This is a genomic window from Campylobacter sp. US55 (assembly GCF_004378955.1).
Classification (GTDB): domain Bacteria; phylum Campylobacterota; class Campylobacteria; order Campylobacterales; family Campylobacteraceae; genus Campylobacter_D; species Campylobacter_D jejuni.
In genome coordinates this window covers 57,791-81,148 of sequence record NZ_RYYF01000001.1, presented here as the reverse complement: position 1 = coordinate 81,148, position 23,358 = coordinate 57,791, and the positions used below count along the sequence as shown (strand labels likewise).

The 23,358-nt window shown below is 29.6% G+C and carries 23 protein-coding genes, 1 tRNA gene and 1 pseudogene; 16 read left to right on the top strand and 9 right to left on the bottom strand.

Going from position 1 to position 23,358, the window contains the following annotated elements; translation table 11 throughout:
* The first annotated feature begins 81 nt into the window (after positions 1-81).
* Entirely contained in the window at positions 82-681 is a 600-nt protein-coding gene (locus tag ELQ07_RS00415) for a bacteriohemerythrin (protein WP_002866222.1), read from the top strand.
* Positions 682-691: 10 nt separating this feature from the next.
* Positions 692-940, top strand: coding sequence for a ribbon-helix-helix domain-containing protein (locus tag ELQ07_RS00410; protein ID WP_002892742.1), 249 nt, complete (start codon positions 692-694; stop codon positions 938-940).
* Positions 941-1,030: 90 nt separating this feature from the next.
* On the opposite strand, the gene ELQ07_RS00405 is transcribed toward ELQ07_RS00410, so the two are convergent.
* The 4 genes from ELQ07_RS00405 to htrA form a co-directional block, all read right to left on the bottom strand.
* Positions 1,031-1,105 (bottom strand) — tRNA-Asn (locus ELQ07_RS00405).
* Between the two features lie 92 nt (positions 1,106-1,197).
* Entirely contained in the window at positions 1,198-2,445 is a 1,248-nt protein-coding gene (locus ELQ07_RS00400; protein ID WP_002853920.1) for an ArsS family sensor histidine kinase, read from the bottom strand.
* The gene (locus ELQ07_RS00395; RefSeq protein ID WP_002777451.1) at positions 2,442-3,116 is read right to left on the bottom strand and encodes a response regulator transcription factor; all 675 of its coding nucleotides are present in this window, start codon (positions 3,114-3,116) and stop codon (positions 2,442-2,444) included. Before ELQ07_RS00395 ends, ELQ07_RS00400 begins: the two co-directional genes overlap by 4 nt.
* Positions 3,117-3,191: 75 nt before the next feature.
* Positions 3,192-4,610: a serine protease HtrA gene (htrA, locus tag ELQ07_RS00390; protein ID WP_070317010.1), complete on the bottom strand. Its 1,419-nt coding sequence runs from the start codon at positions 4,608-4,610 to the stop codon at positions 3,192-3,194.
* Positions 4,611-4,809: 199 nt separating this feature from the next.
* Here htrA and ELQ07_RS00385 point away from each other — a divergent pair, with 199 nt between their 5' ends.
* From ELQ07_RS00385 to ELQ07_RS00350, 8 genes are read left to right on the top strand one after another with little or no spacing between them, the layout of a single operon-like run.
* A complete protein-coding gene (locus ELQ07_RS00385; RefSeq protein ID WP_002876803.1) occupies positions 4,810-5,703 on the top strand; it encodes a DnaJ family protein in 894 nt (297 codons plus the stop codon).
* Positions 5,704-5,718: 15 nt separating this feature from the next.
* Positions 5,719-6,093, top strand: coding sequence for a heat shock transcriptional regulator HspR (gene hspR / locus ELQ07_RS00380; RefSeq protein WP_002861924.1), 375 nt, complete (start codon positions 5,719-5,721; stop codon positions 6,091-6,093).
* A 6-nt stretch (positions 6,094-6,099) separates the two neighbouring features.
* On the top strand, positions 6,100-7,725 hold the full coding sequence (locus ELQ07_RS00375; protein ID WP_002859297.1) for a cation:proton antiporter: 1,626 nt from the start codon (positions 6,100-6,102) through the stop codon (positions 7,723-7,725).
* Positions 7,726-7,734: 9 nt separating this feature from the next.
* Entirely contained in the window at positions 7,735-8,067 is a 333-nt protein-coding gene (locus tag ELQ07_RS00370; RefSeq protein WP_011049906.1) for a hypothetical protein, read from the top strand.
* Positions 8,064-8,684, top strand: a complete 621-nt coding sequence (locus ELQ07_RS00365) for an HAD family hydrolase (RefSeq protein WP_096703114.1) — start codon at positions 8,064-8,066, stop codon at positions 8,682-8,684. The genes ELQ07_RS00370 and ELQ07_RS00365 overlap by 4 nt, the downstream gene beginning before the upstream one ends.
* A 55-nt stretch (positions 8,685-8,739) precedes the next feature.
* The gene (gene glyS, locus ELQ07_RS00360; RefSeq protein ID WP_134224578.1) at positions 8,740-10,734 is read left to right on the top strand and encodes a glycine--tRNA ligase subunit beta; all 1,995 of its coding nucleotides are present in this window, start codon (positions 8,740-8,742) and stop codon (positions 10,732-10,734) included.
* Entirely contained in the window at positions 10,731-11,552 is an 822-nt protein-coding gene (locus ELQ07_RS00355; RefSeq protein ID WP_096703110.1) for a M23 family metallopeptidase, read from the top strand. The genes glyS and ELQ07_RS00355 overlap by 4 nt, the downstream gene beginning before the upstream one ends.
* Complete coding sequence (locus ELQ07_RS00350; protein WP_070317005.1) at positions 11,549-12,499, top strand: SAM-dependent methyltransferase; 951 nt, start codon at positions 11,549-11,551, stop codon at positions 12,497-12,499. The genes ELQ07_RS00355 and ELQ07_RS00350 overlap by 4 nt, the downstream gene beginning before the upstream one ends.
* Here ELQ07_RS00350 and ELQ07_RS00345 read toward each other — a convergent pair.
* Positions 12,496-13,470, bottom strand: coding sequence for a Ppx/GppA family phosphatase (locus ELQ07_RS00345; protein WP_134224577.1), 975 nt, complete (start codon positions 13,468-13,470; stop codon positions 12,496-12,498). The two genes, ELQ07_RS00350 and ELQ07_RS00345, sit on opposite strands and share 4 nt — an antisense overlap.
* 55 nt (positions 13,471-13,525) lie before the next feature.
* Between ELQ07_RS00345 and ELQ07_RS00340 the strand changes: the two genes are divergently transcribed.
* Both ELQ07_RS00340 and pdxA read left to right on the top strand, forming a co-directional pair.
* Complete coding sequence (locus tag ELQ07_RS00340) at positions 13,526-14,314, top strand: pyridoxine 5'-phosphate synthase (RefSeq protein ID WP_070317003.1); 789 nt, start codon at positions 13,526-13,528, stop codon at positions 14,312-14,314.
* Positions 14,295-15,389 (top strand): 4-hydroxythreonine-4-phosphate dehydrogenase, encoded by a 1,095-nt coding sequence (gene pdxA / locus ELQ07_RS00335; RefSeq protein WP_070317002.1) that lies wholly within the window; start codon positions 14,295-14,297, stop codon positions 15,387-15,389. The genes ELQ07_RS00340 and pdxA overlap by 20 nt, the downstream gene beginning before the upstream one ends.
* Here the strand turns inward: pdxA and ELQ07_RS00330 are convergent.
* Positions 15,379-16,000 (bottom strand): annotated as a pseudogene (locus ELQ07_RS00330) (hypothetical protein). The gene pdxA and the pseudogene ELQ07_RS00330 sit on opposite strands and share 11 nt — an antisense overlap.
* A gap of 113 nt (positions 16,001-16,113) precedes the next feature.
* On the opposite strand from ELQ07_RS00330, the gene ELQ07_RS00325 reads away from it, so the two are divergent.
* The 4 genes from ELQ07_RS00325 (at position 16,114) to ELQ07_RS00310 (ending at position 19,790) form a co-directional block, all read left to right on the top strand.
* Complete coding sequence (locus ELQ07_RS00325) at positions 16,114-17,313, top strand: MFS transporter (RefSeq protein WP_070317001.1); 1,200 nt, start codon at positions 16,114-16,116, stop codon at positions 17,311-17,313.
* Between the two features lie 55 nt (positions 17,314-17,368).
* The gene (gene ciaC / locus ELQ07_RS00320; RefSeq protein ID WP_002866237.1) at positions 17,369-17,689 is read left to right on the top strand and encodes an invasion antigen CiaC; all 321 of its coding nucleotides are present in this window, start codon (positions 17,369-17,371) and stop codon (positions 17,687-17,689) included.
* Positions 17,690-17,868: 179 nt separating this feature from the next.
* Complete coding sequence (hemE, locus tag ELQ07_RS00315) at positions 17,869-18,891, top strand: uroporphyrinogen decarboxylase (RefSeq protein WP_070317000.1); 1,023 nt, start codon at positions 17,869-17,871, stop codon at positions 18,889-18,891.
* Positions 18,888-19,790, top strand: coding sequence for a radical SAM protein (locus tag ELQ07_RS00310; protein ID WP_070316999.1), 903 nt, complete (start codon positions 18,888-18,890; stop codon positions 19,788-19,790). Before hemE ends, ELQ07_RS00310 begins: the two co-directional genes overlap by 4 nt.
* Here the strand turns inward: ELQ07_RS00310 and ELQ07_RS00305 are convergent.
* From ELQ07_RS00305 to ELQ07_RS00295, 3 genes are read right to left on the bottom strand one after another with little or no spacing between them, the layout of a single operon-like run.
* Positions 19,787-20,983, bottom strand: coding sequence for a hypothetical protein (locus ELQ07_RS00305; RefSeq protein ID WP_088303500.1), 1,197 nt, complete (start codon positions 20,981-20,983; stop codon positions 19,787-19,789). The two genes, ELQ07_RS00310 and ELQ07_RS00305, sit on opposite strands and share 4 nt — an antisense overlap.
* A 1-nt stretch (position 20,984) precedes the next feature.
* Positions 20,985-22,787, bottom strand: coding sequence for an excinuclease ABC subunit UvrC (gene uvrC, locus ELQ07_RS00300; protein WP_134224576.1), 1,803 nt, complete (start codon positions 22,785-22,787; stop codon positions 20,985-20,987).
* Positions 22,780-23,274 carry a hypothetical protein gene (locus ELQ07_RS00295; RefSeq protein WP_002866244.1) on the bottom strand — a complete coding sequence of 165 codons (495 nt, stop codon included), beginning with the start codon at positions 23,272-23,274 and terminating at the stop codon, positions 22,780-22,782. The genes uvrC and ELQ07_RS00295 overlap by 8 nt, the downstream gene beginning before the upstream one ends.
* Positions 23,275-23,358: the final 84 nt, after the last annotated feature.

Here is a 23,358-nt window from a genome sequence, read left to right as displayed (position 1 = left end):
TTTAATAAAATTTCATTTTTATTTAATTTATTTTTATCTATAATCCTTTTATACAAATAAATTTTTCCTTAAGGAGTTAAAATGCTTCCAAAATGGGATAACAGCTATAGTGTGCACAATGCTAAAATTGATGAGCAACATAAAAAGCTTTTTGAACTTGCTGCAAAAGTTGAAGTTGTATCAGATAGATCTGTAAGTAAAAATGAAGTCAAAGAACTTTTGGCTGAATTTTTTAATTATATGAAAGATCACTTTAATGATGAAGAAAAATACATGCAGCTAATAGGCTATCCAAATTTAGAAGAACATCGAAAAATACATAAAGAAATCATCCAAACCATGATTAACTTAATCAAAGATATCAAATCAACCAATGATCTTAAAGAAAAACTTTATATAGTGGCTAAAAAGTGGCTTTTAGAACACATACTATATGAAGACATGAAAGTTGAAAAATGGAGAAGTTCTTCTTTGTCTACAGATGATGGTGGCGATGTTAGCTTTGAAGCAGCAGAAGATGAAGATAATGAGCATCCACAATTTTATCTTTATACCTGTAATTGTCCTGGTAAAATTCACGATGTTCCTTATAGCATTCATCAAAAAATAGAATTACAAGGTCATAAATTTACTTGTAAAACTTGTAAACAAGCTATAAAATTTTACAAAAAACATTCTTAAGGAGGATAAAATGAAACGCAATGTAAAAACTTATTCTTTTAGAATGCCTTTAGAGCTTAAGGAGCGTTTGGATAATTTAAGTAAAAATCTTTCTAAACCAAAATCAGCCATAGTAAAAGAAGCCATAGAAGCTTATCTTAATGAAGTTGAAGATTTTTCTTTTGCTGTTAATGCCCTAGAAGAACTTAAAGATGGGGATTATCAAAAGGCAAGTAAAAAAATAGATAAAATTGTCAAAAATCTTAAACAAACAAAATAAAAAACTTTATCACAATTTTTTTTGTGATAAAGACTTATTAATTTTTATATTAAAATACATTTATGAATATTAAAAATGGAGTTAAAAAAGTGGCTCCGGATGTAGGATTCGAACCTACGACCAATCGGTTAACAGCCGACTACTCTACCGCTGAGCTAATCCGGAACATTTAAAAGTAAAATGTGATTATAGTGAAATTAAAAAACTTTGTCAAGGGTTTTTACACAAAAATGCATTTTTTATGTAAAAAAATTAATTTACTCCTTAACAATAACACTTTTTAAATTTCTAAAATAAAACAAATTTACCCCATCTTCATATAAATAATCAAGCTTCATTCCATGTGTTTCTAAAATAGTATTTACAATATAAAGCCCTAATCCAAAACTTGATTTTTGTTTTGATCCTTGAGTAAAAGCTTGAGTATAGTATTCTAAAGTATTGTTAAGCTCAGGACCACGATTTTTGAAACAAATATAATCATCTATAATATCAATTTGCACAAACCCATCTTCAGAATGTTTAATACCATTATCTATCATATTTTTAATCGCCGTAGTAAAAAGTTTAAAATCCACATTTACAAAAAAACTTTCTTCCATAAAAATACGTATATTGCTATCATCTCGCATTGCAATTTCTTTGGCTTCATCTAAAACATCTAAAATATTGTATTTTTTTCTATTTATAAAAGCAGCCCCTGAAGTAATTTGCTCAATAGCAGCAAATTCATTAATTAAAATTTCAAGTCTAGTAAAAACCCCATTTAAGCGCTCTTTATATTTATTATCTTCTATCATTTCTAAAGTTAAAAGCCCCTTAGTAATAGGAGTTTTGAGTTCATGCATAATATTTCTTAAAAAAAACTGACGAGATTGGTTTAGCTTTCGAATTTGAACAATGGCTTGATAAAAAGCTTCACTTACTTGTGAAATTTCATCCACCCCAGTGCTTACATCTTCTATATCATTAAGCTTTCCTTGGGCAAATTTATCAATTTGTTTTTTAAGTCTTTTAAGTGGTTTTAATTTTTTAAATATATAAATATAAAGCAATACAAGAATACAAATCACAGCTACAGCTATGGCTTTGATAATAAAATACCTATAGGTTTGATAATCTTGATCCTTATAAAGATAAACCTTTCCATCATAAATAATATTTAAATACACCTGTCTATTATAAGAAATAATCTCGATTAAGCCATTATTAACCTCAACCCTAGCTAAAACATCACCTCTAAAAAGAATTTTACGGATCTGCTTTGCTTCTGTTATCTCATCCATTTTATTATAATTTTTTGTCTGCTCTTCAAATTCTTTTTCACTGATAACTCCTGCAAAATTTAAGAGCCTTGCATTAGCTATCAAAGAATATTTTGTATTTAATTCTCTAGTATAATTTTGCTGATCGTATTCTATAAGCCACAAAAAGCCAAGTATAACACTAACCCCAGCAAAAATAAAAATAAAAGTTATAGTATAAAAAATCGAAGATTTATTCATTGAGTAAGCTTATAACCTATTCCACGTATAGAGTGAATATATTTTGGAGTTTTTGGATCATCTCCCATCTTTTGACGAATTCTACTGATAATAACGTCTATACTTTTATTGCTAGAATCCTCACTAATAGAAGAACAATTATAAACAAGCTCTTCACGACTTACCACTCCACCCTCTTTTTTAATCAAATAGCTTAAAATATCAAATTCAGCATTAGTTAAAGTAAGCTCTTGTCCTTTCATGGTAATAATATGCTTATATTGATCATAAACAAGATCTTTTACACTTTTTGCTATGGCACTTTTTGTATTTGAAATACGTCTTAAATGACTTTTAATACGTGCTTGTAATTCTTTTGGATTATAAGGTTTTGGTAGGTAATCATCTGCTCCAAGCTCTAAAGCATTAACCTTATCTGTAATATCATGTCTTGCACTTGAAATAATAATAGGCGTATCATACTTTTTACGAATCTCTTCACACACTTCAAGCCCATCAAGTCCTGGCAAAGAAAGGTCTAAAATGATAAGCTGATACTCTTTTAATGCGAGCTTAGAAAGGCCTATATAAGGCTCATGAGCTATATCAACTTTCATATCAAATTTTTCCAAATATTCAGCTGTAATTTCTGCTAATTCTAAATCGTCTTCTATCATAAGAATATTTGTCATAGTTTTCCTTTATTTTAAACTTAATTTTAATTTTAAACTAAAATTTATAACGAAAGGAAAATCCTTCCGTTATTTTTATTTAAGCACAAGCAAAGTCGCAAAACCATTGCGATATACCCAAACTTTGGTAAATTCTTTTTTATTAACTTGTTTTAAAGCTTGTTCTAAATCTTTTAAATTTTTAATTTCACTTTGTCCAATACCTATGATAATATCACCCTCTTGGAAACCAGAATTTTTTCCTTTGCTCTTTTCTTTAACACTATCAACCAAAACACCATTAACATCTTTTGGAATTTGCAAACGATCCTTAAGTCTTGGATCTAAATTTCTCAAACTCAAACCATCAATCAGATCACTTTGTACGCCTTTAGGATTTTCTTTTTCACCTTTAAGAGTAAAACTTGCTTGCTTATTTTCTCCATCTCTTTCGTAACTTAATGAAATTTTTTGACCAATCTCTAAAGTTCCTATATAATTTTTAAGATCAATAGGACTTTTTATAATCTTATCATTAACTTTAGTAACTAAATCTCCACGCTTAAGCCCTGCTTCATCAGCACTTGAACCTTTTTGAACATCAGTGATTAAAGCTCCTTCTTGATTTTTGTAAGCTTTTTTAGTATCACCTTGCAAAGCTGAAATAGTCACACCTAAAAATCCTCTATCGATCTTGCCTTTTTCAATAAGTTTTTTAGCTATATCTTTAACCATATTTGAAGGTATAGCAAAACCTATGCCGTTATTTCCACCGCCACGAGAAAGAATAGCTGAATTAATACCTACTAAATATCCACGACTATCCACCAAAGCTCCACCTGAATTTCCTGGATTGATAGAAGCATCTGTTTGTATAAAATTTTCATATTGATTTAAACCTATATTGTCTTTGTTTAAAGCAGATATTATTCCACTTGTAACACTAAAACCGACTCCAAAAGGATTTCCAAGTGCAAAAACAACATCTCCTTCCATTAAATCATCAGAATTTGTAAAAGTAATAGCTGAAAGATTATTAGCCTCTATTTTTATAACAGCCAAATCTGTTTTTGAATCTTTACCTATAAGTTTTGCTTTATATTCTGTATCGCTTCCTGGTAAATTCACTGTAATCGTATCAGCATCATCTACAACGTGATTATTTGTTACTATATAACCATCTTTTGAAATAATCACCCCTGATCCCAAAGAACTCACCACTTCTTTATCATTTTTTCCTTTTCTTTGAGGAAAATCAAAATCAAAAAATTGTTTAAAATAAGGATCATTAAAAAAATCATCCAGAGGACTTGGACGATTCGCTCTTGTAATAGTTTTTGAGGTGGAAATATTAACCACTGATTTTTTTGCATCTTTAATAGAATCATGATAAGAAAGCACTGCATTTCCAGCAGCAGGATTCACACGATTAGCCGTTGTAGTCGATTCGTTAAAATTAATACTTACAGCAAATAAAGCACTTGCTAAACTTAATGATAAAAAAATCTTTTTCATTTCATTTCCTTTTTGTTCTTAAAGATAAATTATCTCGTAAAATATTTTACTGTCTTCATAGTATAAAACCGAAAATTTACAAAATTGTAAATAAAACCTTGAGTGATAAAAATTTATAAAACTTGATTGACTTAGGCTAAAGTTTATGTTATAATTTAATCCTTTATATAATCAAGTAAAATTTTTAAGGAAATATAACATGAATAGTTTATACGAAACTCTTGGAGTTAGTAAAAACGCTAGTGCAGATGAAATAAAAAAAGCTTACCGTCGCCTAGCTAGAAAATATCATCCTGATATCAACAAAGAAAAAGGTGCGGAAGAAAAATTTAAAGAAATTAATGCTGCTTATGAAATTTTAAGTGACGAAAAAAAACGAGCTCAGTATGACCAATACGGCGATTCTATGTTTGGTGGACAAAGTTTTCATGATTTTTCAAGAAATGCTGGTGGGGTAAATTTAGACGATATTTTAAAAGATCTCTTTGGAGGAGGCTTTGGTGGACGCTCAAGAGGGGGTTTTAACGGCTTTTCTTCAAAAGGCTTTAGCAGTGGTTTTGGAGGATTTGGAGGTTTTGAAGAAGAAAATTTAGACAGCAATCTAGAGCTTCACATTCCTTTCGAAAAAGCTGTTAAAGGCGGGGAACATAGTTTTAATTTTCAAGGCGAAACCATTAAATTTAAAATTCCACACGGTATAAAAGAAGGCGAGAAACTAAGAATTCGCTCTAAAGGAAAACAAAGCAGAAATGGAGCTAGAGGCGATTTAATCATTATTGTAAAAATAGAAGAAAGTCCTATTTACACAAGAGAAGATGATGATTTATATCAAAAGGTTGATATTTCTTTAAAAACTGCACTTTTTGGTGGAAAAATAAATATAAAAACACTCAAAGAAGGCAAGGAAGAAGCGACAATTAACATAACGCCTAATTCAAAAAATAACCAAAAAATTCGTTTAAAAGGTTATGGGGTGCAAAATAGAAAAAGTGATATTTATGGGGATATGTATTTGATTTTAAATGTTGTTTTGCCAAATTTAGATACCCTTGATGAAAAATTTATAGAACTCTTAAAAGAAAAATTACCTTAAAGAAAGGAATAAAATATGGAACACCATTATGATGAACCTGTATATTTAATCAGTGTTGTGGCTAAAGTTTTAAGCATACATCCACAAACCTTAAGGCAATACGAAAGAGAAGGATTGATAGAGCCAAGTAGAACCGATGGCAAAATAAGACTTTATTCTCAAAGGGATATTGACCGCATTAAACTTATATTGCGTTTAACAAGAGACATGGGAATCAATCTTGCTGGAGTAGATGTTATCTTAAAATTGAAAAACCAACTTCACGAATTTGAAAATTTAATTGATGAACTACGCTTAGAATTAAGCAAACAACAAGATAAAGAAGCGGCTAGCAAAGCCGTTGTTAAGCATAAAAATAGCTTTGATTTGATTTTTTATGAGAAAAAATAAAAAATAATGGATAATTTTTTAGAAATTTTTTTAATCACCGTTGCTATAGCTATAGTTTTAAATGTCATATTTAAAAAATTTGAAATTCCAACTATCATTGGATATATAGCTGCTGGAGAAATCATTTCTGAAATTTATCATTTAAGTGGCAAAGGCGAAATCACCCATATAGCCGAATTTGGTATAGTGTTTTTAATGTTTACCATAGGGCTTGAATTTTCTTTTAAGCATTTAATGGCAATGAAACAAGAAGTTTTTTTAAACGGCTCTTTGCAGATGCTTACTTGTGGCTTTGTTTTTATGCTACTTGCTATAGGAATTTTAGGACTTGGAGATAAAAGCGCTACCATAGTAGGCTTTGCACTAGCGCTTTCTTCAACCGCAGTGGTGCTTAAAATTTTAAATGATAATGGCGATATAAATGAGCAATATGGCAGAAAAGCATTGGGAATTTTGCTTTTTCAAGATATAGCCGTTATTCCTTTGCTTTTACTTGTAGATATTTTTTCATCCAACAATCAAAACATAGAAAAACTCCTTTTTACCACTTTAATTTCAGCACTTATTTTAATCACTTTATTATTTTTCATAGGTAAATATCTAGTGGATAGAATTTTTAGACTCATTATCCACACCTCTTCTCAGGAAATTTTTATTAGTACTGTTTTATTTATGGTTATTGGAGCAAGTTTTTTAGCAAATTATTTTGGATTTTCTTATTCTTTGGGTGCTTTTATAGCAGGTGCTTTGATAGCAGAAACAAAATATAAACACAAAATAGAAGCGGACTTAATCCCATTTAGAGATTTGCTTTTAGGGCTTTTTTTCATAACTGTAGGCATGCAAATTCAACTTGATGTAGTGGCGCAAAATTGGTTTTTAATCATAGTTTTAACCCTTCTTGTAATGGCTTTAAAATTTGGCATAGTTTTTGGCTTTTTATTTCTTTACACTAAAAAAAGAGTAGCGCTTAAAACAGCTTTTGCCATAGCACAAATTGGCGAATTCGCCCTAGCAATTTTTTCTCTTTTACAAGCAAAAAATATGCTTGATATCAAAACTTCACAAATTTTAATTGTTGTTTCTATCTTAACCATGATTATCACGCCTTTTATTTTAAACAATATAAGAAAAATTACCAATGTTGTAGAAGATATAGCACTTAATACCAACGCTGTGCAAAATATTGACAGCAATATCAAGCTTAAAAATCATCTTGTTGTTTTTGGCTACGGACGCTTAGGACAAGAAGTCGTACAAAAAATCAAAAACACAGGTGTACCTTATCTTGTTTTAGAAAGTGATTTAAATTTAGTAGAACTTGGAGTTAGTCGGGGTGAAAATGTCGTTTTTGCCAATGCTGCTCAAGAAGAAACCTTAAAAATTGCCAATATAGAAGAATGTGCCGTAGCTATTATCACAGTTACAAATGAAGCTAAACTTGAAATTTTATGTCAAGTGCTAGCTAATTATCCAAAACCTATAGACACTATCATTCATGTAAATGGAACTTTGAAAAAGATGCTTTTTTCTAGCATAGATGAAAATATACGCATCATTCGCTCTGAAAAAGTAATCGCTAGAAATTTAGTTCAAGAAGCACTAGAATGCCGCATTCATAAAAATACCTAAGGAAGAATTTTGACAAAAAATGAAGAAAAAGCCTTACGCGTAAAATACCTAAGAAATCTTGAAAAATTTTTCAATGGCGCCATATCTGCGCTTAAAAAAGAAGATTTTGATAAAACTAAATTTGAAGAAAGAATGTTAAAAAATGCTAAATTTTTTAAAAAAAATCCCGCGGTAAATCTTAACTCAACCTATGCAAAAAATCTTGAATTTTTTGTCAATGCTTGTTTAGATTTTTCCAAAGAAAAAAGCGAGCTTTTAAATCTTGCCAATGCTTTAGATAAGCAAAAAAAACAAGGTGAGAAAAAAGAAAAACATAAAAATTATTTAAAGGATTATGAATGATTAATGTATTTTTTGATATGGATGGAACTTTAATAGATAGCGCAAATGCCATTTCTTATGCAGTCAATGAAATAAGGCAGGATTTAAACCTAGCCCCACTTTCAAGAGAAATCATTATGCAAACCATCAATACTCCCAATATTGACTGGGCAAAAGAACTTTATAATATAGAAAATTTCCATCATTCTAGTTTTAAAGAAGGCTATGAAAAATATTTTGTCAAACACTATGAACAAAGCGTGGTGCTTTTTGAAGGAGTGAAGGAACTTTTAGAATTTTTAAAAAGCAAAAATTGTTTTTTAGCTATTGCCACTAACGCCCCGCAAAGCTCACTTTCAAACATACTTAAAAAACATCAAATCATTCCTTATTTTGATAAAATTTTAGGCGTAAGTTTAGGCATAGAACCCAAACCTCATCCTATGATGCTAGAGCTTTTAAAAAGTGAGGCACCATATAAAACAAGCGTTTTTATAGGGGATAGTCAAAAAGATAAAGAATGTGCTAAAAATGCTAATTTGCCTTATTTTCATGCCAAATGGTATCAAAAAGATTTAAAAGAAAATGAATTTAGCAACGCTAGTGAACTTAAAGGCTTTTTAGAAAAGTATTTATAAGTTTTTTAATGAAATTTTAGTTAAAATTAGAAACAAATTTTAAAAAGAGTAAATTATGAGTGAATTATTAATAGAAATTGGCACAGAAGAATTACCTGCTATTCCTTTGCTAAAAGAATTAGCTAATATAGAAAAAAAATGGAAAAATGTTTTAGAAGAATACCGCATGGTAAGTGATTTTAAATTTTATTATACTCCGCGTCGTTTAGTTTTTTTTCATGAAAATTTTGCAGACAAACAAGAAGATAGCTTTGCTGAATTTATAGGAGCACCTAAAAATGTCGCCTATAAAGATGGAGTTTTAACTCCTGCAGGACAAAGCTTCCTGCAAAAAGCAGGGATCAGTGAAAATGAACTCGCTTTTAAAGAAATCAAAGGCAAAGAAGTTTTATACCATCAAAAAGCTATTAAAGGTTTGCAAAGTCAAAAAATTTTAGGAGAAATGGTAGAAAAATTTCTAAAAAGTCTTAGTTTTGGCAAAAGTATGCGCTGGGGTGCAAATTCTTTTGAATTCATTCGTGCGATCCGTTCTATAGCTTGCATTTTAAATGATGAACTTGTTAATTTTCAAAGTTATGGGGTAAAAAGTGCTAAAAAAACTTTCATTCACAGAAGCGTAAGTTATGATTTGCAAGATTTTAACAATGCAAAAGAATATTTTGAACTACTAGAAAAAAACTATATCATCCTTGATCCAATCAAAAGAAAAGAAAAAATACTTGAGCAATTTAAACTCATAGAAAGTCAAAAAAATATACAAATTGGAGAGGATGAAGAACTTTTAGCTGAAGTAGTTGCTATCACAGAATACCCTAATGCACTTTTAGGAAGTTTTGAAGAAGAATTTTTAGAAATTCCTAGCGAAGTAATAATCACTTCAATGAGAGAAAATCAACGCTATTTTGCAGTTTTTAATGACAAAGGCTTAAGCAATCATTTTATAGTAGTAAGTAATGCAGTATGTAAGGATTATTCAAAAATCATACATGGAAATGAAAGAGTTTTGCGTGCAAGACTTAGTGATGCAATGTTTTTTTATCAAAATGATTTACAAAATGGCTTAAAACCTGAAAAACTTGCCAAAATGACCTATCTTGAAGGTTTAGGCACAATGCAGGATAAAAGTTTAAGAGAGATTAAAATTGCTGAAATTTTATGTCAAATGCTTCATAATGATAAAATCGAAAATATCAGCACAGCACTAAAATATGCTAAAGCTGACTTAGCCACACAAATGGTTTATGAATTTACTGATTTGCAAGGCATTATGGGAAGTTATTATGCGCAAAAAATGGGCTTAGATTATGAAATTTGCTTAGCTATCAAAGAACAATATCTTCCTAATTCCGAACAAGCTCCACTTCCAAGTACAGAATTTTCAAGCATAGTAGCCCTTGCAAACAAGCTTGATGCCCTTATAGGACTTTTTAGCATAGGAAAAATTCCAAGTGGAACAAAGGATCCTTATGCCTTAAGAAGAGCTGCCAATGGGATCATTAAAATCGCTCTAAATTTAAATAAAGAATTTGATATCCAAATTTTATTAGAAAAACTTTCAAGTCATTACAAAAGCTTTGATATGCAAATTTTAAAAGATTTTATTTTTGAAAGACTTTATACTTTTTATACAGTCAATGCTTCTTTTGTAAAAGCAGTTTTAAGCTCACAAAATACAGATCTTATCCATATCAATCAAAGCGTAAATGCTCTTATAAAACTTAGCAAAAAAGACAATTTTAATGAAAATTTTGCAACCTTTAAAAGACTAGCCAATATCGCCACTAAAAATTCTCATAAAGTTGATGAAAGTCTTTTTGTTCAAGAAGCAGAAAGCAAACTTTACAAAGCTTTTCAAGAAAAAACTAAAGCCGACTCTTTACAGGAAAAACTTGAAAATCTTTTTGCGCTCAAGCCTTTTATTGATGAGTTTTTTAATCAAGTGATGATTAATGCTGAAGATAAAAAACTTAAAAATAATCGCCAAGCTTTGGTTTATGAAATTTATGCGGAGTTTTTAAAAATCGCCGATCTTAAAGAGTTAAGCCTATGAAAGCCTTATGGCTTTTTTTAAGCTTTACTCTTTGGCTTTTTGGAGCTCAAAATTTAGAACTCATCAAAGGTCAAGCTTTATTTTTGGAACTAGATAAGAAAGATTTTTTATCTTTGAAAAATAATGATAAAAATATTCCCACCTTTACACATCCTAAAAATCAAGAAAAAATTCTAGCTATTTTTTCCTTACCTTACAAAAATCCCCCGCAAAATACAAAACTTATAGCATTTTATAAAGATAGAAAAGAAGAAATTTTCATAAAAACTTTAGAAGGTAATTATAAAAGTGAAAAATTGCAAGTTGAAAACAAAAAGATTTTTCCGCCAAAAACCGTACAAGAACGCATCGCTAAAGAACTAAAAGAAGCCAATGCGATTTATAGTTCTTATACTCCAAAAGCTTTATTTAACAGTACTTTTAATATACCTTTAAATTCTTTTATCACAAGTGATTTTGGCAAAGCAAGAACTTTTAATGAAAAAGTAGCAAGTTATCATAGCGGAACGGATTTTAGAGCCGCCACAGGAACGCCTATTTATGCAGCCAACTCAGGCATAGTAAAAATTGCAAAAGATCGTTATTTCGCAGGAAATTCGGTAGTGATTGATCATGGTTTTGGAATTTATTCACAATACTATCATCTTTCTAAAATCGATGTTAAAGTAGGACAAAAGATAAAAAAAGGCGAACTTATAGGACTTAGCGGGGCTAGTGGTAGGGTAAGTGGGCCGCATTTGCATTTTGGAATTTTAGCTGGAGGCAAACAAGTTGATCCTTTGGATTTTGTATCCAAATTTAATGCTATTTTTCAATGAAATTTAGTGACTTTTTCCACGCTTGGCTACATGAAAGCTATTATAAAAATGCTGTAAGTATAGGAAAAAACGGAGATTTTTTTACTGCTGTGAGCGTAGGAAATCTTTTTGGCACACTTTTAGCCAAGCATTTTTTAAATTTAATAGATAAAAAAATTTTACAACCCCCTTTAGAACTTGTAGAAATAGGTGCTAATGAAGGATATTTAAGTCGTGATTTTTTAGCCGCTTTGCTTGAATTAAGACCTGAAATTTTTTCTCAAATTTCTTTTTTCATCATAGAACCGCATGAAAAATTAAAAAATTTACAGAAAAAGACCTTAGAAGGAGTGGAATTTACTCACAAAAATAGTCTTAAAGAATGCCATTTTAAGAACGCTTTTTTCTTTTGCAATGAACTTTTTGATAGTTTTACTTGTGAACTTATAGATCATGATAAACTGGCATTTGTAGAAAATTTTAAACTTATTTTTAAAAATATGGATGAAAATTTGATCACAAAATGCAAAGCTTTAAATCTTACAAAAGGCGAACTCAGTTTAGAGCTTGAAAATTTTTTTAAAGATTTAGATCAAGCTTGCGAGAGATTTATATTTGCGGGATTTGACTATGGAACTTTGAATCCACAAAATTTTAGCTTAAGAATCTATCAAAAGCACGAAGTTTTTAGCCCTTTTGAAGTATCTTTAAAAGATTTTTTCGGCAAAAGCGATCTAACCTATAATGTTAATTTTACTCATCTTCAAAAACTCATCAAAGAATATGATTTCAAACCTTTAGCTTTTAAAAAACAAAGTCTTGCTTTCATGGATTTTGGTTTTGAAGATTTATTAGAATACACAAAAAATAAAAACATTAAAACTTACGAAAGTTTTTTATCTCAAGTTAAAATTTTATTTTTTAATTTTGATGAAAAATTTCATTTTTTCGAATTTCAAAAAAACTAAAATTTTATATTTTTCATACTTGCCAAACAAACTCCCTCCCTTAAACCCTCATCAATGACTAGAAGTTTATGTTTATCAAACAAAGCATAAAACAGCAAACAACCTGCACTCAAATAATTTTTTCTCATCGTGCCTACTTCTTTTATGGCCTTTTTTTCTTCCATATGAAAAAGTTTAATAGCATAGTTTAAAAAATCCTTATGGCAAAGTTTTTTACCATTTACTCTAGTTGCTTCATACTTTTCATAGCCTATATTTTGTTTTAATGCGCTAAGTGTAGTAGGAACTCCGGAATTTAAAACCACCGTTTTAGCCCCTAAAAAACGAAGTTCCTTTTTAATCATAGCCACCTCATCAAAAGCCATAAAAGCTAAATGCTTTAAATAGGGATTTACAATTAAAAAATGAATTTTAAGTTTTTTATCTTTAATATTGATGATAAATTTAGGATATTTTTTTATCAATTTTTTATAAGAAATACAAGATTTATAATAAGAATGGCAATTTTTTTCATAAAAACCAATAATACCAAAATCAAAACTTTTAAAACTTTTTCTAAAAGAAAGCTCACAAGAAGCCCCTCCTAAATCACAATACGCAAACTCTCCCCAAATTTTAAGCCTTCTTAAACCTGATTGCATACCCAAAACACTGATCTTAGCTTCACTTTTGGCATCTATAAGCTTAAAATCAATCCCAAATTCTTCTTTTAAATGGGCAAAAATTTCATTTGTATTACTTGCCTTTCTAAAAGCTGCAGTCGCTACAGCTCTTGCTTTGCTTAAATCTTGCTCTTTAGCTAAAATACTCAAAGCATTTTTTAATCTTTGTATGGCTTCTTTAGAAATTTCTCCACTTTGATTTAGATTTTTCGCTGCCCCAATAACAAATTCATATTCTTTTAATTTATTTAATTTTTCATCCATTTGTACTGCTCTTAAAGTATTCGAACCAAGATCTATACCTAACATGACTTTCCTTGTTTGATTTTATAGTATAATAGCAAAAAAGTTCTAAAGGAAAAATATGCTTTTAGGTGTAAATATCGATCATATCGCAGTGTTAAGACAAGCTAGAATGGTAAATGATCCTGATCTTTTAGAGGCTGCTTTTATAGCAGCTAAACACGGAGATCAAATCACTTTGCATGTAAGAGAAGATCGCCGTCATGCTCAGGATTTTGACTTGGAAAATATTATAAAATTTTGTAAAAGCCCTATCAATTTAGAATGTGCTTTAAATGATGAAATTTTAAATTTAGCTCTTAAACTCAAACCCCACCGCGTTACTTTAGTGCCTGAAAAAAGAGAAGAGCTTACTACAGAAGGGGGACTTTGTTTAAATCATGCTAAATTAAAACAAAGCATAGAAAAACTTCAAAATGCAAACATTGAAGTTTCACTTTTTATCAATCCTAGTTTAGAAGATATAGAAAAATCAAAAATTTTAAAAGCCCAATTCATAGAGCTTCATACAGGACATTATGCGAATTTACACAACGCACTTTTTAGCAATATCTCTCATACTGCTTTTGCCTTAAAAGAACTCAATCAAGATAAAAAAACCCTACAAGCTCAATTTGAAAAAGAATTACAAAATTTAAAACTCTGTGCTAAAAAGGGCGTAGAACTTGGCTTAAAAGTAGCCGCAGGACATGGTTTAAATTACAAAAATGTAAAACCCGTAGTAAAAATTAAAGAAATTTGTGAGCTAAATATAGGACAAAGCATTGTAGCAAGATCTGTATTTACAGGACTTAAAAACGCTATTTTAGAAATGAAAGAACTTATAAAAGATGAAAAAACTAGCCATTAGCATAGGCGATATAAACGGCATAGGACTTGAAATTTTAGTGCGTTCTCATGAAGAACTAAGCAAAATCTGTACACCTTTTTATTTTATCCACGAAAGCTTGCTTAATACAGCTTCAAAACTTTTAAATTTAAAACTTTTTAATGCAAAAATCGTAGCTTTCAAAGATGGAAAAGACTATGAGTTTAATTTTATAAAAAAAGAAAATTCTCTTGAAATTTACTCTTTTTGCCTTCCTTTAGGCTTTAAAGTGGATGAAAATTTTGAAATCAAAGCCGGAGAAATAGATGCAAAAAGTGGACTTTATGGTTTTTTAAGTTTTAAGGCGGCAAGTTATTTTGTCTATGAAAAACACGCCCATGCCTTGCTTACTCTACCTATACACAAAAAAGCTTGGGGAAATGCAGGGCTTAAATACAAAGGACACACCGATGCTTTAAGGGATTTTTTTAAAAAAAATGCCATTATGATGTTAGGTTGTAAAGAACTTTTTGTAGGGCTTTTTAGCGAACATGTACCTTTAGCTAAGGTGAGTAAAAAAATCACTTTTAAAAATTTAAGCATCTTTTTAAAAGATTTTTACAAAGAAACGCATTTTAAAAAAATAGGACTTTTAGGTTTTAATCCTCACGCTGGAGATTATGGAGTTATAGGTGGAGAAGAAGAAAAGATCATGGAAAAAGCTATAGCCTTTGTCAATGCCTTTTTACACTCTAAAAAAGATGAAAAATTTTTCAAAAAAGCCTTAAAAGATGAAAATTTACAAAAAGAATTGCTTTTAAATTTTAAAGGCAAGGGCGTTTATCTACCCTATCCTTTAGTAGCTGATACAGCTTTTACTAAGGCTGGCTTAAAAAACTGCAATCGTTTAGTGGCTATGTATCACGATCTTGCCCTTGCTCCTTTAAAGGCCTTGTATTTTGATAAAAGCATCAATGTGAGTTTAAATTTACCCATCATACGCGTCAGTGTTGATCATGGCACGGCCTTTGATAAGGCCTATAAAAATGCTAAAATCAACACTAAAAGTTATTTTGAAGCGGCTAAATTTGCAATCAATTTAAATTCTAAAGCTTAAATTTAGCCCTAGAATCAATCAAATCTTCTTTAGCCAAGCTGTCTATAAAATCTTGCAAATCTTTATTGGTATTTAAACTTTGAGTGAGTAAATTTTCATATTTATCAACTTTATTTTTAAAAATTTGCTCTAAAGCTTCTTTAGTTTTTGTATCTTTTTTTGCTCTTTGCGTAAGCTCTAATAAAGCTTTAGCATAAGCTTCTTGCATGCAATCACTTGCATTGAGTAAAGGTAAAATAGGATTTTCCCCTGCTTTTGTATTTTGCATATTTTTTATACAAATTTTTCTTTCTTTAATCATCTTTTTTGAAATGACTTTGAAATCTTTTTTTCATCTTTTCGTCTGCTTTTTTTGAAATATTTTGATACAAACTACTATAGATGTTATCTACTAAAGCAAGTTTTTTATTCTCAAATTCATTACGCACGCCAAATTCATTACGCACGCCAATTTCATTACATATCATAAGCTCATCATCACTTTTGCCATCATCTTTCACCTTAGAACAATCAAAACTAGGTTTTACTTCATCTTTGTAAATAAGCTCATCAAAACTCAAAGCCCCTAAACTCACCAAACTTAAACCGAGCAATAAAATAATTTTTTTCATTTTTACTCCTTTAAAATTTTTATTTTATTTTAACAAAAATATTTTGATTTTTTTAAGGAAATTAAGCCTTTATTTTATTATAATGCGTTTTTATTTTTTATAAGGAAATTAAAATGCAAAATTACAAAAAAGCTCTTTTTGCACTAGCTCTTAGTGCTTTTTGTATGGGTGTAACCGAATTTGTCATGGCAGGAGTTTTGGTTGATGTTGAAGCGTATTTTAGCGTAGATGCAAAAACCGCAGGATATCTTACAACTTTATATGCCATAGGTGTTGTTATAGGTGCTCCTCTTATTACTATACCTTTAAGTCATTTTCATAGACATATACAACTTTTAAGCAATCTTGGAATTTTTGCTTTAGCAAATTTCATCATCTTTTTTAGCCAAAATTTCTATCTTACAGCATTTGCGCGTTTTATAGCAGGAACACAGCATGGGGTGTTTTTTGTCATTGCTACCTTAGCTGTAAGTGCTATAGTACCTAATGATAAAAAATCAAGTGCTCTAGCTATAATGGTCACAGGACTTACCGTAGCCTTAGTTACTGGAGTACCACTTGGAACTTTTATAGGACATTATTTTGGCTTTAAATTTATCTTTTTACTTATTTTTATCATTACAAGCCTAGCATTTTTTGGAGTATGGTATATGATGCCCAAAAATTTACATCCTAGTCCCACAAGTCTTAAAAATCTAATCCCTGCTTTTTCGCATCAAAATTTGTTAAAAACTTATACTATAACCATTTGTAGCTGTGGGGCTCAATTTGTTCTTTATACTTATTTGCAAAAATTACTTGTAGAAATAAGCGGTTTTAAAGTCCAAGATACAGCTTATATCTTGCTCTTATATGGAATTTGTGCAATTTGTGGGAATTTATGGGGCGGAAAAATAGTAGATAAAAAAGGTGCTATTTTTTCCTTGCGTCTTATTTTAAGCATACAAGTTCTAGTATTTTTAAGTGTATTTCTCACCATGTATTCTAAAATTTTAATCATTTTTAGCGTAGCCTTGATAGGATTTTTTGCCTTTTCAACCATACCTGCACTAAAAATGCTTAGCATTACTAAAGCTAAACGCCATACTTATAAAGTCATAGACAGCACAGTAAGTGTAAATGAAGCAGCTTTTAATGTAGGCATAGCCTTAGCAAGTTTTTTAGGTGGGATTGTTTTAGCAGGATTGGGTATAGAATTTAATGCTTTATTTTCGGCACTTTTTGTAAGCCCTGCTTTGATTTTTGCCTTACTTTTTGCCAAAGATAAATTAAATTATAAAAAATTTCAAAGAAAAAGTTTAAAAAAGATATAAATTGGAATAGAAATTGCTTGTTTATTTAATGTAAAGTTAAATAAAGGAGGAGAAAATGGTAGTAGATAATACTCAAAAAACATCAAATGCTATTTTTAGCACCACAACAAAGGTTAAAGAGAAAAATACTTCAGCAGATGAATTTCAAGCCACATTAAATGAAGTAAAAAACAAAGAAGAAAAGGAAGAAGAAAAAACAAGCTCAAGCAAATTTACTAATGAAGACATTGATCTTGGTGCTGTTAGAGAAGATTTTAGATCTTATGCTTGGCAAAAAATGAGAGAAGATCAATACAAAAAAAATGAGGAGACTTTGCTAAATAAGCTTTTTGCTACAATTGACGCAGGAAATGCCACAAACAATACAAAGGCTTAATATACAAATCAAAACTCAAACTACACAAACGAGAATTCCAATAATTCTCGTAAAATTTCTCATAACTCTGGATAAAATGAAAAAATTTATTATTTCCTCCATATGAAGAAAATATAGAAAAATTGACCAATTTAATTTATCAAATTCTGTTATAATTTTGCTAAAAACAAAGGAAAATAATGATTTTTATTGATGCTTGCTTTAAAAAACCTACACCCTACACCCCTATTTGGATGATGCGTCAAGCAGGAAGATATTTGCCAGAATATATGGAAGTAAGAAAACAAGCGGGTGATTTTCTCTCTTTATGCAAAGACTATAAAAAAGCTTCTGAAGTTTCTTTACAGCCTATTGATATTTTAGATGTAGATGCAGCAATCATTTTTTCAGATATCTTAGTTGTTCCTCTTGAAATGGGTATGAATTTACGTTTTGAAAAAGGAGAAGGGCCTGTTTTTGATAATCCTATTTCAACCCTAGAAGACTTAGAAAAACTTGACGATCAAAATGCACATAAAAAATTAAATTATGTCTATGATGCCTTAAAGCTTACTAGAGAAAAATTATCTCAAAACAAGGCTTTAATAGGATTTTGCGGAAGCCCTTGGACTATAGCTACCTATATGATAGAAGGAAGTGGAAGTAAAAATTATGCAAAGTGTAAAAAAATGCTTTATCAAAACCCAGAACTTTTACATAAAATTCTAAACAAACTAACTCAAGTTTTAAAACTTTATTTAGAAGAGCAAATTAAAGCAGGTGCTAATGCTATACAAATTTTTGATAGCTGGGCAAGTGCTTTAGAATACGATAAGTTTTTTGAATTCTCTTTTAATTATATGCTTGAAATTTCAAATTTTATTAAAAGCAAATACTCAAATATACCTGTAATTTTATTCCCTAAAGGCATTAGCGGTTATTTGGATAGAATCGATGGTAATTTTGATGTTTTTGGGGTTGATTGGAGCACTCCGCTTGATTTAGCACGTGATAAACTATCACACAAATATACTCTTCAAGGCAACATGGAGCCTTGCAGACTTTATGATAAAAATGCCATCAAAGAAGGAGTGGAAAAAATACTAAAAACCATGCAAAATAAAGCTCATATTTTCAACTTAGGACATGGGATCTTGCCTGATATTCCTGTTGAAAATGCAAAATATTTTATCAAGCTTGTACAAGAAAGTTCAGCTAAATGAAAATACTCTTTGGTCCTGTTAGCTCAAGGCGTTTTGGAAGATCTTTGGGTATAGATTTAAGCCCTAGTAAAAAACAATGCAATTTTGATTGTGTTTATTGTGAGCTTGATCCAAAAAAAGCCCAAGAAAAACAGGATGAAATTATCAGCATAGATAAAATTATCTCCGAAGTTAAAGTTGTGCTTGAAAAAAATGTTGAATTTGATTTTCTTACCCTTACTGCCAACGGAGAGCCTAGTCTTTATCCTTATTTAAATGAGCTTATTTTATCTTTACGCAGCATTGCTAAAGATAAAAAATTGCTTATTTTAAGCAATGGTACAGCTGTATTAGATGAAGGCAAATTTAATGCTTTGCTAAAACTAGATGTGGTCAAATTTAGCCTAGATAGTGCAGTTGCTAAAACTTTTTATCGTATTGATAGAGCTTTAAAAAACATTGACTTAGAAAAAATGATAGAAAAAATGGCAGATTTTAGAGCTAGGTTTAATGGAGATTTGATTATGGAAATTCTAGTTGTTAAAGATCTTAATGACAACGAAGAAGAATTTAAAGCACTCAATCAAGCTTTAAAAAAAATCATGCCTTTAAGGGTTGATCTAAGCACCATAGATAGACCTCCTGCTTATGCCGTTAAAAAAGTAAGCGAAGAAAAACTTTTAGAACTTTCTAAACTTATAGATTCTACTCCTGTACTCTTAGCCAAAAGGCATTATGAAGGTAAAAAACTAAGCTTCAATGAAGAAGAATTATTAAAAATGCTTCATTTACGCTCACAAAGCGAAATAGACATTGAAGTGAAATTTGATGAACAATCCAAAACTCTCTTAAGTCAACTTATCAAAGAAAAAAAGGTAAAAATTCTTGATTTAGCTGGAGTTAAATTTTATAAAGCTTAGGCCTTTGGTAAATACTTTCTAAGTAAAGTTATAAGATCATTTCTACTTACATCACTTAAAACTTCGCTCACACAATCAAAATCCCTAACTTTTTCCTTTGAAAAAAAGATGATATGGCTTTGTGGATGCTGTTTTTTATAAGCACTTAGCAAATTTCTCATTTGCTCAAGATCAAATTTAATTAATTCATAATCAAGCAAAATCAAACGATAAGTCTCCTTGCTTAATTCTTGTTTTAATTGACTAAAAGAATTTATACATACATTTTTATCGCATTGTTTTTCTATTATATTAAAAAATAAGGTTGCATCAAAATCATTTTGTTTAAAAAGCAATACATTATTTTGATAAGGGGTTTTAAATTTTAAAGTGCAAACCTTATCAAGCTTGTTTTGCAAAATATTTTCAAGATCTTTTTTTTCAAAAGGTAAAGTTAAAAAATACTCATAATGTGTATTTTTATGGCGACCCATCACTATAAAATCATAGTTTTTCTTTACATTTTCATTTAAAATTTTATCCTTGATAAAAATCAAATGAAAGTCATTAACATCAAAACTTAAATTTTTAAAACAAGTGCTTTCTATGCCAAAATACGAAAGTAAATTTGCAAGTAAAAAATTCTCAAGCTCATCATTATTAACTATAGCCACACTTGCTTCAAACTGCAAAACCTTTCCGTGAGATGTCCCTATAATGCTTTTATGATGCTCTAAAGCCTCATTTAATTCTAATCTAATTTGATCTTTTTGAGAATTTAAGGCATTTAAAATCAAAGAATTAATTTCTTTATTATACCCTTCATTTAAGCAACGCATTGCATTGGATATATTTCCAAGCTGATATAAATTTTCCTCCAATAAATGCAAATATCTATCTTTTTCATGGGATATTTTAGTTAAATTTTGACCCGTAGCTTCAAATTTTTCCTTTAACAAATCAAGCGCGCTATCAATATCAATCTTTTTTTGAAAATTTAAAAAATCACTTTGCATGCAAAAAATTTTTTGATGTATTTTGTTTATATTTCTATTTTGTCTAAAAGCAAAAATAAAAAGTGTTAAAGATAAAACAAAAATGCTAGAAAACATACCTATTTTCAGTTGTTCAGCAACACTATCAAGCTTTGAGATATCAATACTTAAATACGCTAAAATTAGATTAAAAATAAAAATTATCCCTGCTAATATCAAATCAATTTTCCTTTATCTTTTGTGCCACTTTCTTGCCTACAAGCATTGCAAGATCTTTAAAATCAGCCTTATATATAGATTCAAAATTTCCATAATACGCTAAAAGTTTTTGTATAACCCCTGAACTAAGTCCTAAATTTACAAGATTAGAACTTTTCAAGTCCTGTTTTTTCTTAGTATTTTGATGAAAGCTGATAGCAAAACGATGCGCTTCATCTCTTAATTTCTGTAAGAATTGTAGTTTTTTATCGTTAATACTTAAGCTAAATTCTCCTTTTAAGGAATGAATTTTATCCTTAGCACCGCCTTTAGCTCTATGTGCTTTTGCATCGATTTTTTCTTTTGAAATAGCTAAAATATCGACATTTGCCCCACTACTTACAATGATTTCTTTAGCCAAATCAAGCAAAGCCTTTCCTCCATCTATAAGCCATAAATCAGGAGGGGGTATTTTATCAAAGTCCAAAGCCCTACGCATTAAAACTTCACGCATTTGATCATAGTCATTTTTATGTTTTAAATGAAATTTGCGATATTTTGACTTATCCCAAGAATTTGCACTATAAGTTACCATAGCTCCAACATTTGCCACGCCTTGCAAATGAGAATTATCAAAAATTTCTATATCATTTGGTAAATTTTCAAGCCCAAAATAAGACTTTAATTCTTTTTGTATAGTAAAACCATGATTTTTTTGCTCTTTTTCTATATTTAAAAGGGCATTTTGAAAAGCCAAATCACAAATTCTTCTTTTTTCTCCTATTTTAGGGATTTTAATACTGATTTTTTTATCAAATCTTTGGCTTAAAATTTCTTCTAAAAGCACTCTATCTTCAAATTCTTCATAAACATAAATAACATTTGCAAGCAAAGGAATATCCATGCTAAAATTTTCTAAAATCAGTTGCTTATAAATTTCATTTTTATCCCATTGTATATCATTTTTTATAGAAGTAATCTTAGAATTTACACTGATAATTTTTCCATTTTGCACTACAAAACGCAAGGTTGAAAGCATAGAATTTTTAAAAGCTAAAGCAAACACTTCAAAATCTTCTAATTTTGCAATATCTATTTCAACCTTAACTTCTAAATCCTTAATCGTTACAATCTGATCTCTTACTTTAGCTGCTTCTTCATAATTTTCATTCTGTGCTAAAACAAGCATTTGTTTTTCTAAATTTTTTATTAAAATACTAGGATTTAAAAGCGCGTGCATAGCCTCATCTAAAATTTCAAGGTATTTTTCCCTGCTAATGCGTTTATCACAAGGCGCAAGACAACGAGAAATTTGATAAAAAATACAAGGGGATTTACAACTTGCTTTTTGCTTTAAAGGATAGTATAAATAAAGTGCATCTAAAAGCTCTCTAGCGCCTTTAAAAAAAGGGCCAAAATATTTAATTTTGCTTTTTTTTACTAATTTTCTAGTGATCTCAAAGCGTGGAAATTCTTCTTCAAAATCCACATAAATATAAGGATAAGTTTTATCATCTCTTAGTAAAATATTATATTTTGGATGCAGTTGTTTGATAAAAGAATTTTCCAAAATCAAAGCATCGGCTTCTGAATTAGTAGTGATAAATTCCAAATGCACTGTTTCTTCAATCATTTTTTGAATTCTTAAAGAATTTCTTGGGTTTGCATGTAAATTTGGAGTAAAAGCGAAATAAGATTTGACACGATTTTTAAGATTTTTAGCCTTACCTACATATAAAAGCTTTCCTTCTTGATTAAAATATTGATACACTCCAGCACTATTAGGAAGAGTTTTTAACTCATTTTCTAAATTCTCTTTAGTCAAGATTAGAACCTTTTTTTATAAGCTCTCTTAAATCTTCAAATTTCTTAAATAATTTTTCATCTTCAAAGCAATTTTTAAATTCACCCTTAGAAAGCTCCAAATAAGAATTTTTAGAGAGTTTTTCATCATTTTTGTTTTTATTTACTGCATAAGTGTATTTTTGAGAAAAGATTTTTATATCTTTTATATCAACAAATCCACTTAAAGGATATTTTTGTCCATACGCTTTTATGAGAAATTTAATATAAATTTTGCTATCATCATGATTTAATTCTTGATAAGCTGCTGGATGTAAGGTTATTATATTTAAAATATGATTTTTTACATAAATTTTAGCAATCAAACGTTGCTTAGCAAGCGGAAAAGAACTTAAAAAATCTTTGCAAAAAAATAAGGTTTTTAAAGGCTTATAATGAGGTTTATCCATCAATTCATTAATAACAGCACTAGCGTTTTTAGTCATCTTAATATTATTTCTTTTTCCCATAAGATGATTTTAGCATTTCTTTTCTTAATTTTCTTCTGTGCTTGCGGATATAAAGGCAACCCTCAATACACAAGCTATGAACAA

What these genes read in the sequence shown, in the direction of transcription:
- ELQ07_RS00415 (WP_002866222.1), top strand. Translation starts at nt 82, where the DNA reads ATGCTTCCAAAATGGGATAACAGCTATAGTGTGCACAATGCTAAAATT.
- ELQ07_RS00410 (WP_002892742.1), top strand. Translation starts at nt 692, where the DNA reads ATGAAACGCAATGTAAAAACTTATTCTTTTAGAATGCCTTTAGAGCTT.
- ELQ07_RS00400 (WP_002853920.1), bottom strand. Translation starts at nt 2,445, where the DNA reads ATGAATAAATCTTCGATTTTTTATACTATAACTTTTATTTTTATTTTT.
- ELQ07_RS00395 (WP_002777451.1), bottom strand. Translation starts at nt 3,116, where the DNA reads ATGACAAATATTCTTATGATAGAAGACGATTTAGAATTAGCAGAAATT.
- htrA (WP_070317010.1), bottom strand. Translation starts at nt 4,610, where the DNA reads ATGAAAAAGATTTTTTTATCATTAAGTTTAGCAAGTGCTTTATTTGCT.
- ELQ07_RS00385 (WP_002876803.1), top strand. Translation starts at nt 4,810, where the DNA reads ATGAATAGTTTATACGAAACTCTTGGAGTTAGTAAAAACGCTAGTGCA.
- hspR (WP_002861924.1), top strand. Translation starts at nt 5,719, where the DNA reads ATGGAACACCATTATGATGAACCTGTATATTTAATCAGTGTTGTGGCT.
- ELQ07_RS00375 (WP_002859297.1), top strand. Translation starts at nt 6,100, where the DNA reads ATGGATAATTTTTTAGAAATTTTTTTAATCACCGTTGCTATAGCTATA.
- ELQ07_RS00365 (WP_096703114.1), top strand. Translation starts at nt 8,064, where the DNA reads ATGATTAATGTATTTTTTGATATGGATGGAACTTTAATAGATAGCGCA.
- glyS (WP_134224578.1), top strand. Translation starts at nt 8,740, where the DNA reads ATGAGTGAATTATTAATAGAAATTGGCACAGAAGAATTACCTGCTATT.
- ELQ07_RS00355 (WP_096703110.1), top strand. Translation starts at nt 10,731, where the DNA reads ATGAAAGCCTTATGGCTTTTTTTAAGCTTTACTCTTTGGCTTTTTGGA.
- ELQ07_RS00350 (WP_070317005.1), top strand. Translation starts at nt 11,549, where the DNA reads ATGAAATTTAGTGACTTTTTCCACGCTTGGCTACATGAAAGCTATTAT.
- ELQ07_RS00345 (WP_134224577.1), bottom strand. Translation starts at nt 13,470, where the DNA reads ATGTTAGGTATAGATCTTGGTTCGAATACTTTAAGAGCAGTACAAATG.
- ELQ07_RS00340 (WP_070317003.1), top strand. Translation starts at nt 13,526, where the DNA reads ATGCTTTTAGGTGTAAATATCGATCATATCGCAGTGTTAAGACAAGCT.
- pdxA (WP_070317002.1), top strand. Translation starts at nt 14,295, where the DNA reads ATGAAAAAACTAGCCATTAGCATAGGCGATATAAACGGCATAGGACTT.
- ELQ07_RS00325 (WP_070317001.1), top strand. Translation starts at nt 16,114, where the DNA reads ATGCAAAATTACAAAAAAGCTCTTTTTGCACTAGCTCTTAGTGCTTTT.
- ciaC (WP_002866237.1), top strand. Translation starts at nt 17,369, where the DNA reads ATGGTAGTAGATAATACTCAAAAAACATCAAATGCTATTTTTAGCACC.
- hemE (WP_070317000.1), top strand. Translation starts at nt 17,869, where the DNA reads ATGATTTTTATTGATGCTTGCTTTAAAAAACCTACACCCTACACCCCT.
- ELQ07_RS00310 (WP_070316999.1), top strand. Translation starts at nt 18,888, where the DNA reads ATGAAAATACTCTTTGGTCCTGTTAGCTCAAGGCGTTTTGGAAGATCT.
- ELQ07_RS00295 (WP_002866244.1), bottom strand. Translation starts at nt 23,274, where the DNA reads ATGGGAAAAAGAAATAATATTAAGATGACTAAAAACGCTAGTGCTGTT.